At 75.1% G+C, this 13,666-nt stretch carries 11 protein-coding genes; 6 read left to right on the top strand and 5 right to left on the bottom strand.

Annotation, left to right across the window (positions count from 1 at the left end; translation table 11 throughout):
- Window positions 1–37: 37 nt before the first annotated feature.
- The 4 genes from M3148_RS17760 to M3148_RS05800 all read left to right on the top strand — a co-directional run bounded on the left by M3148_RS17760 (window position 38) and on the right by M3148_RS05800 (window position 6,693).
- Complete coding sequence (locus tag M3148_RS17760; protein ID WP_285883301.1) at window positions 38–4,174, top strand: S8 family serine peptidase; 4,137 nt, start codon at window positions 38–40, stop codon at window positions 4,172–4,174.
- 93 nt (window positions 4,175–4,267) lie between these two features.
- Window positions 4,268–4,897: a hypothetical protein gene (locus tag M3148_RS05810; protein WP_251303734.1), complete on the top strand. Its 630-nt coding sequence runs from the start codon at window positions 4,268–4,270 to the stop codon at window positions 4,895–4,897.
- Window positions 4,898–4,914: 17 nt separating this feature from the next.
- On the top strand, window positions 4,915–5,658 hold the full coding sequence (locus M3148_RS05805; protein ID WP_251303733.1) for a 2,3-bisphosphoglycerate-dependent phosphoglycerate mutase: 744 nt from the start codon (window positions 4,915–4,917) through the stop codon (window positions 5,656–5,658).
- 138 nt (window positions 5,659–5,796) lie between these two features.
- The gene (locus M3148_RS05800; protein WP_251303732.1) at window positions 5,797–6,693 is read left to right on the top strand and encodes a hypothetical protein; all 897 of its coding nucleotides are present in this window, start codon (window positions 5,797–5,799) and stop codon (window positions 6,691–6,693) included.
- Here the strand turns inward: M3148_RS05800 and M3148_RS05795 are convergent.
- On the bottom strand, window positions 6,681–7,160 hold the full coding sequence (locus M3148_RS05795) for a hypothetical protein (protein ID WP_251303731.1): 480 nt from the start codon (window positions 7,158–7,160) through the stop codon (window positions 6,681–6,683). The two genes, M3148_RS05800 and M3148_RS05795, sit on opposite strands and share 13 nt — an antisense overlap.
- A gap of 141 nt (window positions 7,161–7,301) precedes the next feature.
- On the bottom strand, window positions 7,302–7,922 hold the full coding sequence (locus tag M3148_RS05790) for a copper resistance CopC family protein (protein ID WP_251303730.1): 621 nt from the start codon (window positions 7,920–7,922) through the stop codon (window positions 7,302–7,304).
- Between the two features lie 60 nt (window positions 7,923–7,982).
- On the opposite strand from M3148_RS05790, the gene M3148_RS05785 reads away from it, so the two are divergent.
- Window positions 7,983–8,378 carry a CrcB family protein gene (locus M3148_RS05785; protein ID WP_251303729.1) on the top strand — a complete coding sequence of 132 codons (396 nt, stop codon included), beginning with the start codon at window positions 7,983–7,985 and terminating at the stop codon, window positions 8,376–8,378.
- Window positions 8,375–8,746 (top strand): fluoride efflux transporter FluC, encoded by a 372-nt coding sequence (locus M3148_RS05780; RefSeq protein WP_251303728.1) that lies wholly within the window; start codon window positions 8,375–8,377, stop codon window positions 8,744–8,746. The genes M3148_RS05785 and M3148_RS05780 overlap by 4 nt, the downstream gene beginning before the upstream one ends.
- Before the next feature lie 21 nt (window positions 8,747–8,767).
- Here the strand turns inward: M3148_RS05780 and M3148_RS05775 are convergent, their stop codons facing one another.
- From M3148_RS05775 to M3148_RS05765, 3 genes are read right to left on the bottom strand one after another with little or no spacing between them, the layout of a single operon-like run.
- Window positions 8,768–10,171 carry a DUF2079 domain-containing protein gene (locus tag M3148_RS05775; RefSeq protein WP_251303727.1) on the bottom strand — a complete coding sequence of 468 codons (1,404 nt, stop codon included), beginning with the start codon at window positions 10,169–10,171 and terminating at the stop codon, window positions 8,768–8,770.
- The gene (locus M3148_RS05770; RefSeq protein ID WP_251303726.1) at window positions 10,168–12,798 is read right to left on the bottom strand and encodes a lysylphosphatidylglycerol synthase domain-containing protein; all 2,631 of its coding nucleotides are present in this window, start codon (window positions 12,796–12,798) and stop codon (window positions 10,168–10,170) included. The genes M3148_RS05775 and M3148_RS05770 overlap by 4 nt, the downstream gene beginning before the upstream one ends.
- A gap of 46 nt (window positions 12,799–12,844) precedes the next feature.
- Complete coding sequence (locus M3148_RS05765) at window positions 12,845–13,609, bottom strand: CPBP family intramembrane glutamic endopeptidase (protein WP_251303725.1); 765 nt, start codon at window positions 13,607–13,609, stop codon at window positions 12,845–12,847.
- Window positions 13,610–13,666: the final 57 nt, after the last annotated feature.

The raw sequence follows: 13,666 nt of genomic DNA, 5'->3' as shown, positions 1-13,666 counted from the left end.
TGTCGTCGCGGATGGTTACGACGAAATGAGACTGTCGATGCGTCGATCGTTGACCGCCGCCACCAGTGCCCTCGTCCTCGGCGCGGTCGGGGTCCTGGGGGCGGTCCCCGCGGGCGCCGACCCCGCGGCCCCCGAGCCGCTGCCGAGCCTCGACCTCCCCGACAAGGTGGGCGAGACGCTCAGGGCGGCCGAGGGCACCGTCACCGCTTTCGTCCGGCTCGACGCGCCGTCGGCGCTCGACGTCGTCGAGTCCGGCGGCTCCGCCTCCGACGCCGGCGAGGCGGTCGAGGACGTCGAGAGCCTCGCCGAGGACGTCGTCCCGGCCGAGGCCGGGGCCCGCGCCCGCAGCGCCGGTCCGCAGCGGGTCTCGGTGACGAGCACCCTCGTCGCCGGCACCATCGTCACCGGTGACGCCACCGAGGTACGTGAGCTCGCGGAGTCCGACGACGTCGTCTCCGTGGCGCTCGTCCCGCTCAAGGAGCCGAGGAACAAGGGCGTCGACTTCTTCACCCGCGCGGCCGAGGTCTGGGAGTCCTACGGCGAGACGGGCGAGGGCGTCCGCATCGGCATCATCGACACCGGCGTCGACTACACCCACGCGGACTTCGGCGGGCCCGGCACCGCGGAGGCCTACGCCACCGCCTACGGCGAGGACGGCGCCGCCCCCGTGCCCGAGGGCACCTTCGACGGCGCCAAGTTCCTCGGCGGCTACGACTTCGCCGGCACCTACTACGACGCCGCCGGTCGCCTGCCGGGCTCCACCACCGTGCCGCAGCCCGACCCGAACCCCATCGACGGCCTCTACACCCGCGACCACGGCGGCCACGGCACGCACGTCGCCGGCAGCGCCGCCGGCTACGGCGTCACCGCCGAGGGCGAGACCTTCCGCGGCGACTACGGCGACCTCGAGGACATCAGCGACTGGAAGGTCGGGCCCGGCGCCGCCCCGGAGGCCGGCATCTACGCGCTCAAGGTCTTCGGCGACTACGGCGGCTCCACCGGCGTGACGATCAACGCGCTGGAGTGGGCGGCCGACCCCGACGGCGACCTCGACTTCAGCGACCGCCTCGACATCGTCAACCTCTCCCTCGGCGGCGACGCCGCCCCGGTCGACGACCCCGAGAACCTCTTCGTCGACCGGCTCAGCGACCTCGGCACCCTCTCGGTCATGGCCGCGGGCAACGCCGGCGACGTCACCGACGTCGGCGGCTCGCCCGGCAACGCGAGCACCGCGCTGTCCGTCGCCAACTCCGTCTCCGACACGATGACCTACGACGCCGTCGAGGTCACCGGAGCCGCGGACGAGTCCCTCCTCGGCCGCCACGCCGCCCAGAACACCGTCTCCTACGCGGGGAGTGAGGACGCCGAGGGCCCCGTCGTCTACCTCGGCGAGGGCGTCGACGGCTGCCAGCCTCTCACCGAGTACGCCGAGCAGATCGACGGCGCCATCGTGTGGCTGCACTGGGACGACAACGACAACACGCGCGCGTGCGGCAGCGGCGCCCGCTGGGCGAACGCGACGGCCGCGGGCGCGGCCGGCGTCCTCATCGGCACCGAGAACGCGATCTTCACCGCCGGCATCGCCGGTGACGCCGAGACCCCCGGCGCCCAGCTCACCGCCGCCGCCACCGACCTGCTCCTGCCCGAAATCCAGGCCGGCACGCTGAGCGTGCGCCTTGGTCCGTCCTACCGTGACGCCACCTTCGTCACCGACGAGTCCGTCGCCGACATCCTCAACGCCGGCTCCTCGCGCGGCGCCCACGGCTCGCTCGGCGTCGTCAAGCCCGACGTCGCGGCACCCGGCACCCGCATCTCCTCCGCCGCGGCGGGCGCGGGCACCATGGCGCACACGCTGTCCGGCACCTCGATGGCCTCCCCTCACGTCGCCGGCATCGCCGCCCTCGTACGGGCCGCCAACCCGGGCTGGAGTCCCCAGGAGGTCAAGGCCGGCATCATGAACACCGCCACCAACCCCGTTTACTCCCAGCCGGGCCCCGGTGGCCCGGTCTACGGCCCGGAGCGGGTGGGTGCGGGACGTGTCGACGCGGTCGCCGCCGTGAGCACCGGCGTCATCGCCTACGACTCCAGCGCGCCGGACGGCGTCTCGGTGGCCTTTGGCGTCGTCGACGTCGGTGCCGAGACGGTCACCCTGCGCCGCACGGTGACCGTGGAGAACCTTGAGAACCGCGGACCTGTCGTCCTCCGTCCCACCTTCGAGGCGGCCACGACCACCGGTGGCGCGACGATCACGACGTCGCCGTCGTCCATCACCGTCCCGCCGGGCCGCAGCAGGACCGTCACGGTCACGCTCACGGCGGACCCCAAGACCCTGTCCCGGGACATCGACCCCACGCAGTCGGCCGACTCCGGCGTCGGCGTGCCACGCGAGTACGTCGCGGCACTGTCCGGCCAGCTCGTCCTCCAGCCGCCGCGGCCGGGCACCGGACCCACCCTCCACGTCCCGGTGCACGCGGCCCCGCGTCTCGTCTCCGACCTCGAGGCCCAGCCCGTGGACTTCGCCTCGGTGGACGCGCTCACCGCGCCGCTGGAGCTGACCGGGCGTCACGTCGACTCCGGCGGCTGGTCCTCGCTGACCTCGGTGCTCGAGCTCGTCGCCACGAGCCCGCGTCTGGAGGACGCCGGCGCAGACCTCACCTCGCCCAGCCAGGTGGCCGCCGGTGACATCCGGTACGTCGGCGCGATGTCGACGGCGCCGCGCCTGGTGGAGGCCGGCTACGACCCGGCCCTCGGCTACCTCGGCATCGGCATCGCCGTGCAGGGAGAGTGGCCCACGCTCGGCACAAAGACCGTCCCGGTCATCGACACCGACGTCACCGGCGACGGCATCCCGGACATCCAGACAGCCGTCCAGAAGCTCGACCCGTCGCTCGACGTGACGATCGCCTACACCTACGACTACTGGACCGGCGAGCCCTACTCGCAGAGCGCCGTCAACGGTGCCTGGGGAGACGTCGACACGACCGTCTACGACAACAACGTCCTCGTCGCCCCGATCCCGCTGAGCCTGTTCCAGCCGGGCGTCGTCCCGACCTTCAGCGTGTGGACGTTCTCCGAGTACGCGCCGAACGGCCTCAACATCGTCGACGGTGTCGAGCCCTTCACCTACGACCCCTTCGCCCCGGACCTGTGGACCAGCGGCGGGGCGCTCAACGACGTCTTCGACCCCTCGGGCACGGACATCACCGTCCACCGCTCGCCGGAGGCCGGCGCGGACGTCGGGCCGCTGCTCGTCCTGCACTCGCACAACGCCGACGGCGCCCGGGCGCAGGTCGTGGACGTCACCGTCCCGGAGGTCGTCGCCGTCCCGACGACGACCACCCTCACCGTCGGCGGTGAGCCCGCCGTCGGCTCCGAGGTCACCCTCACCGCCACCGTGGAGCCGGCCGGGGCGACCGGCACCGTGAGCTTCCGGGACGGGGACACCGAGCTCGCCACGGCGACCGTCGAGGACGGCACGGCCCGCGCCGCCGTCACCCTCGGCGCCGGCCCGCGCACGCTGAGCGCCGCCTTCACGCCGGACGCCCCGCGGTGGGAGGCCTCGGTGTCCGTGCCCGTCACCGTCGAGGTGGCTCAGGCCGCCTCGACGACGTCGCTGCGCCTCGCGCGCAGCCTCGCGACGTACGGGACCGAGACGACGGCGACGGTGACGGTCGACGCCGCGGGGGCGGCGCCGTCGGGCACTGTCGAGCTCCGCCGCGACGGGGAGGTCGTCGCCACCGGCGAGCTCGCCGGCGACGGGACCCGCGGCACCGCCACGGTCACCCTGCCCCGCGACCTCGCCGCCGGCGGGCACCGGCTCACCGCGGTGTACGCCGGCAGCGCCGACGTCGCCGGGTCGACGAGCCGCGCCGCGACCTACGTCGTGCTGCCGGCGCTGCCGCGGGTCAATATCGACGCCGAGTCCCGGGTGCCGAGGGGCAGCTCCCCCCAGGTCGGCATCGAGGTCCTGGGCCGGGGCGGCGCCCCGGTGCCCACGGGCTCGGTGACGGTGACCGCGGGCTTCCGCATCATCGACCGGGTCGAGCTCGACGAGGACGGAGGGGCGACCGTGCAGCTGCCGCCCGTCCGCTTCCTCACGATCCTCACCGCCACCTACGGCGGCGACGCCGGGTACCTGCCCGGCATCGACCTGGCCACCGTCACGCCGCGCTGACCGGGCGGCACGAGGGCGGGGGCGCGGCAGGCGACTGCCGCGCCCCCACGCCAAATGCGGCGCCCCGAAGGTGGCGCGCGCTACGGTCAGGGCATGAGCGACGGCGACTTCGAGTTCGAGCGAAAGTTCTTCGTCCCCGAGCTGCCGACCGCGGCTCTGCGGGAGCCGCACCCGGTGCTCATCGTGCAGAGCTACTTCCTCGCCGCCGACGGCTACGCCCTGCGCATCCGGCTGCAGGGCGCGGCGCCGGCCGGGACGCTGCCCACCTGGGGTGACGAGCGAGAGCTCCTCGAGGCCGCGGCCGACACCTTCACCTTCTGCGCGCTCACCGCCAAGGGCCCCTACGTGGGCGGCACCCGCTACGAGGCCGAGCGGGAGCTGGACGTCACCGCCGGCCTGGCGATGGTCCGGCTCGGCGGCGACCTCGTGGCCAAGCTGCGCTACTCGCTGTGGCTGGGCGCCGACGGCTGGGTCGTCGACTCCTTCCTCGGCCGCAACGAGCCGCTCGTCGTCGCGGAGTGCGAGCGCGGCGGGCCCGTCACGGACCTCGCCATCCCCGACTTCTGCCGCAGCGAGGTCACCGACGACGCCCGCTTCGCCAACGACGCCCTCGCCACCAGCCCGTACAGCCACTGGAGCGCGGACTACGGCCGCGAGCTCGAGACGGACGGGCCGCGCTTCCTCACCGAGTTCGGCACGAACCAGCTCGGCCTGCCCAGCTGACCCGCGCGCCGTCGCCCATGGCTCCCGGGTCCCTCGTCCTCGTCCGTCACGGCGAGAGCGCCGCCAACGCCCTGGGCCTGTTCACCGGGGTGCTGGACGTCGGGCTCACCCCCCGCGGTGAGCAGGCCTGCCACGACGCCGCCACCCGGCTGCGCGACACCGGCTGGCGGCCCGACCTCGTCATCGCCTCGGAGCTCGTCCGTTCCTGGCACACCGCGGACATCGTCGCCGAGGTGGTCGGGGGAGAGGTCACGCGGCACTGGCGGCTGGGCGAGCGCAGCTATGGCGCGCTCAGCGGGTACGGCAAGCGTGAGGTCGCCGAGCGGTACGGCCGGGAGCTCTTCCTCCACTGGCGCCGCTCCCTCGACGGCCGACCCGATCCGCTGCCCGAGCACACCGTCACCCTGTGGCGCTCCCTGCCACCCTTCGCCGGGCTGCCCGCCGAGGCCCTGGCGCCCACGGAGTCGCTGGCCGACGTCGTCGAGCGGGTCCGCCCGCTGTGGGAGGGCGAGCTCGGTGACGCGCTGCGCGCCGGCCGCCACGTCCTCGTCGTCGCCCACGGCAACTCCCTGCGCGCGCTGTGCGCGCTCGTCGACGACCTCGACGCCGCCGAGCTGCGCGAGCTCAACCTCCCCAACGCCCGCCCGCTCCTGTACGAGCTCGGCCCCGGGCTCGTGCCCCGCGTGCGCGGCGGGCGCTACCTCGACCCCCGGCCGGCCGCCGCGGAGGCCGCGGCCATCGCCGCGCAGGGCGGTACCTGAGGCCACCGGCCCCTCCGCCTCCCGGTGCCCGTCGGTCCGCCCTCCGGGCTGCCCGATCGTCTCTCCGCCCGAGGTGCGTCGGCGGAGGCGGCGGTTAGGCTCGCTGGAGATCCGCAGGGTCGCGGTGAGGGGGAAGCGATGAGAGTGGTCGTCGTCGGCATGGCCTACGCCGTCCTCACGCTGCCCGTCGACACCTTCCCGGTCGAGTACCGGGCGGTGCGGGACGTGCCGATCTCCGCCTCCGTCGGCGGGTCGGGCTTCGCCGCGGCCCGCACGCTCGCGGCGCTGGGTGACGAGGTCTACCTCGCCGCGCCGCTCGGGGAGGACGCGGAGGGCGTGGCCGTGGACGTCGCCGCCTACCGCTACGGCGTCAACTCGGCGATGTGCCCGCGCTCGCTGCCCCGCTCACCCCGCGCCGTCGTCCTCGAGTGTGACGGCCGGCGCCAGATGAGCCGCGACCTCGGCGAGGCGCCCACCGCGCGCGTCGACCTCGACCTCGGGGCGCTGGCGACCTCCGAGCTCGTCATGGTCGACGGCGTGCTCCCGACGGCAGCACTCATCGCCTCGGCGCAGGCGACGGGCGTTCCCGTGGCCGCTGCGCTCGGCACGGTCCGGGAGCCGCCGCTCCTCGAGCAGCAGCCCTACCTCGGCGCCGAGCTGCTCGTCATGGGCTACGGCGGGCACGACGAGGAGCACCTCCTGCGGACGTGGCGGCGCCGCTCGGCCGCCCGGCTCGTCGTCCTCACGCTCGGCGAGCGTGGCGCCGTGGGGATGGTGCCCCACTCCGAGGAGGTCCTCCGCGTGCCGGCCCGGCAGCTGGGCGGAGGGCCGCGGCCGCCGGGGGTGGGAGCCACCTACGCCGCCACCCTGGCGCACTACGTCTTCGCGCGCGGCTGCGACGCACGCACCGCGATGGAGCACGCGGCCACCGCTGCCGCCTGGACGATCGCCCACCCCGGCGAGCCCGACGGGCTGCGGGAGGACGTCCTCGAGGCGGCAGCGGCGCGTCCGGACGAGGCGGCTCAGGCCTCGTAGCCGGCGGCGGAGCAGGCGCTGTCGATCTCGCCCTGCGCGGCCTCGGAGCCGGCGACGTCGATCTGCGTGAGGTCGGGGAAGGTGACCTCACCGGTCTCCGGGTCGGCCTGGGCGCGGGCCTCGTTGACGGCGGCGACAGCCTCGGTGAACGGGGTTTTGAGGTCCTCGAGGAGGGCGGTGAGGTCGGCCGGGGCGTTGCGGCCCAGCTCGGTGAGGCGCTGCTCGAGGGCGTTGACCTCGGTGTAGGTGGTGTCGTCCACGACCTCGCCACCGGACAGGGCGGTGCGCGCGCTCTCGGTGCGCTCGGCGAGCGGCGTGCCCGTGCCCTCGTAGAAGCCCTCGCAGGTGACCTGCTCGGGGCTCTGCGAGGCGGACGCCGCCGGGGTGGACTCGTCGTCGGACGTGCTGGAGCTGCAGGCGGTGAGACCGAGCAGGAGGACTGCGGGAAGAATGAGTCGACGTGTCATGCCAGACACGTTAAGCCTGTGAGCGAGGCGGCCCGGGCGGCCACGGATGAGGCGCTACCGCTCGTTTTTCCGCGCGTTGGAGCGGTTTCGTGACACCGCGCACCGCGGCTCCGGCCGTGCCGGGACGGCCGGAGACGTTCCTCACACGCGGTCGGTGCGCTGCCGCCGGACGATGAGGACGATGATCGCGGCGACCGCGCCGAGCGCGGCGACGGCGATGGCCACCTTGGCGGCGGTGGGCAGCCCGGACGGCCCGGACTCCTCGGCGGTCTGCGCCGGCGCGCTCGTCGTGGGCTCGCTCGTCGGCTCGGCGGGCTCGGTGGTGGCCGGGGCGGCGGCGGGCTCGCTGGTGGCCGGCTCGGTCGGCTCGGCGGGCGCGGTGACCTCGAAGGGGATGACGCCGTCGATCGGGTGGCCGTCGCTGGAGGCCACGCGCCAGCGCACCTCGAGCTGCCCGGCCGGCAGCTCGGTGTCGAGCGCGAGGACGACGTCGGCCCCGTCGAGGGTCCCCTCGCCCTCGGCGACGGTCGTGCCGTCGGCGTCGACGACGGTGATCACCGAGCCCACCTCGAGCGGCGGGTTGTTGAAGCTCAGCGTGATCAACTCCGGCGGCGCGTCGAGCACCGCCCCCTCGGCAGGGTCGGAGGCGACGAGCATGTCGTGCGCCTGGGCCGCGGTCCCGAGGCCGAGCGTCCCGAGGAGGACGAGCAGGGCGAGGGTGAGAGCGCGGGCGGGACGGCGAGCGGCAACGGTCGTGATCATGGGGCCCATGCTAGGCAGACCCGGGACGCGGGCGCGGCGGGTGTCCGTACGATCGCGCTCATGAGGCAGCTGGACGTCCGCTCGGTGGGCACGGTCGCCGCCGGCGGGGCGGCGGGCGCCGTGGCCCGCCACCTCCTCGTCGGTGCGGCCGGCTCGTCCGGGTGGGCGGCGACGCTCGCCGTCAACGCGGCCGGCGCCTTCCTCCTCGGCCTCCTCCTCGAGCGGCTCACCCGCGGTGGTCCCGACACGGGCCACCGCCGCCGTCTGCGGCTCCTCCTCGGCACCGGCGCGCTGGGCGGCTTCACCACCTACTCCGGCATCGCCGTCGAGGTCCTCGCCCGGCTCGACGCCGGCCACTGGGCGGGCGCCGCCGGCTACGGGCTCGGCACGGTCCTCGCCGGGCTCGCCGCGTGCGGGGCCGGCGTCCTCGTCGGTGCGCGGAGGGCGGCGCGGTGATCCTCCTCGTCGCCCTCGGCGGCGCCCTCGGCGCCGCGGCCCGCTACGTGCTGGACTCCCTGCTGCCCTCCGCCGGGCCGGACCGGGTGCCGCGCGGGACGACCGCCGTCAACCTCAGCGGCAGCCTGCTGGCGGGCTGCCTCGTCGGCGCGCTCGCCGCCGGCTGCGTGGACCCGGGGGCCTACGTCGTCGCCCTCGCGGGGTTCTGCGGCGGCTACACGACCTTCTCGACGGCGTCCCTCGAGGCCGTCCGCCTCCTCCAGCGCGGCCGTCCCTGGCGGGCGGCGGGGTACGCGCTGGGCAGCCTCCTCGGCACCGTGGCGGCGGCCGCCCTCGGCGCCGCGGCCACCGGGGCGCTCCTCGGCTGAGCCCGCGCGGGGGCAGCCGGCTCAGCCGACGCGGCGCGCCACCTGGTAGCCCTCGCGGTCCAGGACGAGCTCGTAGTCCGTCCCCGGGTGCTTCTCCTCCGCGTACCGCGCGGCGTCCTCGGGCGCGTTACCGCGCCACGCCCCGCCCTCGCGGTCGATGACGACGTAGTCCGCGGCCGGGTTGTCGCCCGTCCCGGACCACAGCGCCGTCGTCGTCGGCACGAGGCGCGCGAGCAGGGAGATGTCGCTGGCGACGACGGCGCCCTCCGGCACCGCCTCGACCACTTGCCGGGCCGCCTCCGTGCGGGGCGAGGCCTGCCACGTGTCCGGGCTCGCCAGGCGCACGACGGGCAGGTCCGGCGCGGTGAGGACGACGGCGAGGCCCGCGGCCCCGAGCGCGACGGCGGTGCGCAGCGGCCGGTGGCGGTCCGGCTCCGCGGGCCGCGGCCCGAGCGCGTCGAGCAGCGCGGCGGTGGCGAGCGGCATGAGGACGGCGTCGTAGTGCCAGACCCAGGTCCAGTAGAACGACACGTCCCCGAGGAAGCGCCACCCGAGCGTCGGCACGGCGGCGAGGAGGATCGGCGAGCGGACCCCGACGATCCCGGCCGCGAGGACGAGCAGGAGCACCGTGACGACCTTCTCCCCGGGGCCCAGGACCCCGGCGAGGGCGGCGAGCGGATCGCCGAGGACGTCACCGAGCGTGAGCCGGTCGGTGTAGTCGTACTGGCCACGCGGGTTGAGGAGCGGCAGGATGACGGCGGTCGCGAGGACGAACCACGCGAGGCCCCAGCCGGCCAGGGCGAGGCCGGGACGGCGCGCACCCCGCCACCAGATGACCAGGCCGAGGACGGCGACGAGCAGCCCGAGGTCCTCCTTGACGAGGACGAGCGGCGCGAGCCACAGGACGCTCGCCCGCCACCGCCTCTCCAGGAGGGCGCACAGGCCGAAGGTGAGGAGCGGCAGCGCGAAGGAGATCTCGTGGAACTGGCTGCGCACGGCGCCCTGAATGCCGTGGGACAGGACGTAGGCGGCCCCGACCGCGACACCGGGCCACCGTCCCAGCCGACGCACCGCCAGGGCCGTCAGCGGCCACGCCGACACCCCGACGAGCAGCGCCTGGACGACGAGCAGGGTGAGCCCGGAGGGCGCGAGAGCGTAGACCGGACCGAGGAGCACGAGGATCGGGTGGAAGTGGTCGCCGAGGAGGTTGAAGCCGTCGCCCTTGATCGGGACGATCGGCGCGTCGAGGCCCGCGTAGGCCTTGGCCAGCTGGGTGAAGATCGCCAGGTCCCACGACGGCGCCTCCAGGCGGCGCCACTGGAGGACGGCGACGAGCACGTACAGCGCGCCGGCCGCCGCTGCCACGACCCAGGCCTCCGGCTGCCGCAGCCGTGCCCGCCGGGTGGTGGCGACGGGCGCGGTCACACCGCTCCCCGGCGCTGGAGGTGGCGCAGCGCCGCCCAGCCGAGCGGCACCCGGATCCAGAAGGTGAGCAGCCGGAAGACGAGCGCGACGGAGAAGGCGACGCCGGCCGGGATGCCGGCGACGGTGAGCCCACCGGTGAGGGCCGCCTCCACCGGGCCGATGCCGCCGGGGGAGGGCACGGCCGCGCCCACGGTGTTGGACGTGAGGTAGGTGATCGACAGCGTCGTCAGCGGCAGGCTGTAGCCGAAGGCGGCGAGGGCGCAGCCGAAGGCCGCGACGTAGCCGAGCGTCATGATGACGTTGCCGCTCAGCCCCACGAGCAGCCGGCGCGGGCTGCCGACCACCCACAGCACCCGGGGCCACACCTGGCGCAGGGTGGGTCCGAGCTTCTCCCACAGCCAGGTGCGCACGGGCGGCACGCCGAGCAGCACGCCGAGGATGATGACGGCGGTGATCGCGACCGCGTTGACCGCACCGGAGGGCACCGACAGCGTGCCGGCGCTGCCGGTGACCAGGGCCATCGTCGCGAGGAGCAGCACCGTCGTGACGAACTGGGAGACCTGGACGAGGGCGACCGTGGCGACGGCGAGCGGGGTGGCGACGCGCTGCCGGTTGAGGAAGCGGAGGTTGAGGGCCGCCGGCCCCACCCCGGCGGGCGCGACGAGGGAGACGACACCGGCAGCCACCTGGACGAGGGTGGTGCGCCACAGCCCGAGCTTCTCCGGCGCAAAGGCCACCAGGCCCATGGCGCTGCCGAGGAAGGTGAGCACGCCGAAGCCGAAGGTGGCGAGCAGCCACCACGGGTTGGCGTTGCGGGTGGTGGCGACGACCTGCTCGAAGTTCAGCGTGCCGAGGAGCAGCCAGACGGCGACGACGGCGATCGTCACCATGACGACCGTGCGCATGCTGAACCGCGCCAGCCGCATCGGCTCGACGTCGGCCGCCGGGTTCTGGTCCACGAGCCGGGCCCGCAGGGAGTTGAGCAGCTCGCGGGGGCGCTCGGCCGCGGCGCGGGTGTGCGCGGTGAGGACGACCGGCTGGAGCAGCGGCGCCACCGAGGCGAGCTCCTCGCCGTCCAGGGAGCGCGCGGCGCTGGCCAGGGCACGGTCCTCGCCGACGTGCGCCGCGGTGGCCGCGAGGAGCTGGGCGAGGTCGAGGCGGCGGGAGAGCTCGGAGGCGGCGATCTCCCCGTTCTCCCAGTCGAGGAGGAGGACCTCGCCCTCGGTCGTGACGAGGACGGCGTCGGCGCTGAGGTCGAGGTGGGCGATGCCGGCGGCGTGCGCGGTGCCCAGCTGGCGCCACAGCTCGTCGAGCAGCTCGTCCCCCACCTCCTCGGCGGGGATGTCGCTGAGCCGGCGCGCGCCGCCGATGTGCGCGCTCACCATGAGGACGGAGTCGCGCGACTCGGCCATCCCGGTGAGCGGCGCCGTGCGGACCCCGGCGCGCTCTGTCGCGTAGGCGAGGAGGGCGGCGCGGTCGGCGGCGTCGCGCACGGTGGTGGCCCGCCGGCGGTGCAGTCCCCGCACCCGCAGCCGCGCCCACAGGGAGGAGAGGTAGCCGACCACCTGGCGATCGCCGTCGAGCACACTGACGTACCAGCGGCGGCCCCCGGCGTCCCACACCGAGTACACGCGGTGGGCGCTCACGGGGTCGAGGGTGACGCCGTCGGGGCTCGTGGACGCGGCGACGACGGCGTGCGGGTCGGTGAGGACGTCGGGGACGATCGAGTCGGCCGGGCGTCCGGAGGAGCCGGGCCAGGTAGGGGCCGCCGTCGTGTCCACCGGCTCCACTGGCCGCGCGGTGTAACCCACGGGCGCGCTGGTCGTCACGGTCCACGCCTGGACGCCCTCGTCGCCGCTGTCCAGCCGCACCACGCGGGCAGGGTCGAGCCCGGCGTGCCGCAGCCCCTGGACCAGGGCGATGCCCTCGGCACGCTCGTTGTAGACGCCGACGACGTACCGCCCGGCCAGCCCGATCGCGCGGCCGATGAGGACGGTGACGACGGCGCCGGGCAGGGTGAGCGCACCACGGATGACGGTGAGGACGAGGACCACCCACAGGAGGTTCCACGACCAGCGCACGGTGGGGCGGTGGGCGCGGGTCCCGACCGTCGTGAGGAGCGCGGCGAGCGCCGCCACGAGCGGGTTCATCGCGATGACCGCGTCGCCCTCGGAGGTGATCGTCAGGCCCACGGACAGCGCGGTGGGCCCGTAGGTGTCGAGGAGGAGGACGGCGCCGGTCGTCACGCCCCAGGCGACGACGGCGGCCGCGACGGCCTCCGCCACCGCCCGCCAGCGCCGCCGGACGAGCTGCATGACGACGACGAACAGCGGCAGGAAGAAGGTGACGACGCCCTCGAGGACCGTGACGGGCAGGAGGAGGATCTCCCGGAGCACGAGGGCGGCGGCGGACTGGACGTCCTCGGTGACACCGATGGCGGTCGCGTGCGCGTAGACCGCGAGGAGCAGGACCATGCCGATACCGAGCACGGACAGGACGAGCTCGAGGAGGTCGCGCGGGCGGCGGACGCGCGCCTCGGGCACGTCGACGAGCAGCACCTTCCGGCGCGGCGCCTGCCGGGTGGGGCTGTCGGCCACGGGGGTGCGCTCACCGGGCCGATCGGTCATGCGCCCGAGTGTAGGCGGTGCCCCAGGCCGCTCCCCGGAGCCGCGCTCAGCCGAGACCGAGGGACGCGAGGAGCTCGGCCGGCAGCAGGGCGTAGCCGACGAAGGCGACGACGTCGAGGAGGGTGTGAGCGACGACGAGCGGCATGGTCCGCCGTCGCCTGCGGTAGTACTCCGCGAAGACGACGCCCATCGCGACGTTCGCCAGCCCCGGCCCGATGCCCTGGTAGAGGTGGTAGGCGCCGCGCAGGAGCGCACTCGCGGCGACGACGGACGGCGCCCGCCAGCCGAGCTGCTGGAGCCGCTCGACGAGGTAGCCGGCGGCGACCACCTCCTCGAGCAGGGCGTTCTTCAGCGCCGCGAGCACGAGGACGGGCACGGCCCACCACGCGGCGTCCAGGGTCGCGGCCTGGACCTCGACCGTGACGCCCAGCGCCCGCCCGAGCGCGTACAGACCGAGCCCGGGGATCCCGATGAGCGCGGCCAGCCCGGCGCCCACGGCCAGGTCCCGGCCGGGGCGGGAGAGGGTGAGGCCGATCCGTGAGGTGGCACGGCGGCCGGGCTCGCTGAGGAGGAAGAGCGCCAGCGCCACCGGCACGAGCGCGAAGTCGAGGCTGAGCAGCTGGTAGGTGAGGTCGAGGTAGGGCCGCGGGGAGCGGGAGGGGTTGAGCGCGGTTGCCTGGTCACGCAGCGGCGTCTCGGCGGTGAGCCGGGCGACGAGGTTGACGACGGCGTAGACGGCGGACTGGCCCAGCGACAGACCCAGGACGATCCACACCTCCGCGCGCAGGCGGCGTCGGGCCGTCGTCTCCATGGGGCAGTTGTAGCAGCCGGGCCGCCAGGCCTCGGACCGTGACACCGGCACGGTGGG

Origin of the sequence: Georgenia satyanarayanai (assembly GCF_023715365.1) — a bacterium.
GTDB classification, from domain to species: domain Bacteria; phylum Actinomycetota; class Actinomycetes; order Actinomycetales; family Actinomycetaceae; genus Oceanitalea; species Oceanitalea satyanarayanai_B.
The sequence above is the reverse complement of the archived record's forward strand: the minus strand, read 5'-3'. Positions and strand labels throughout refer to the sequence as shown.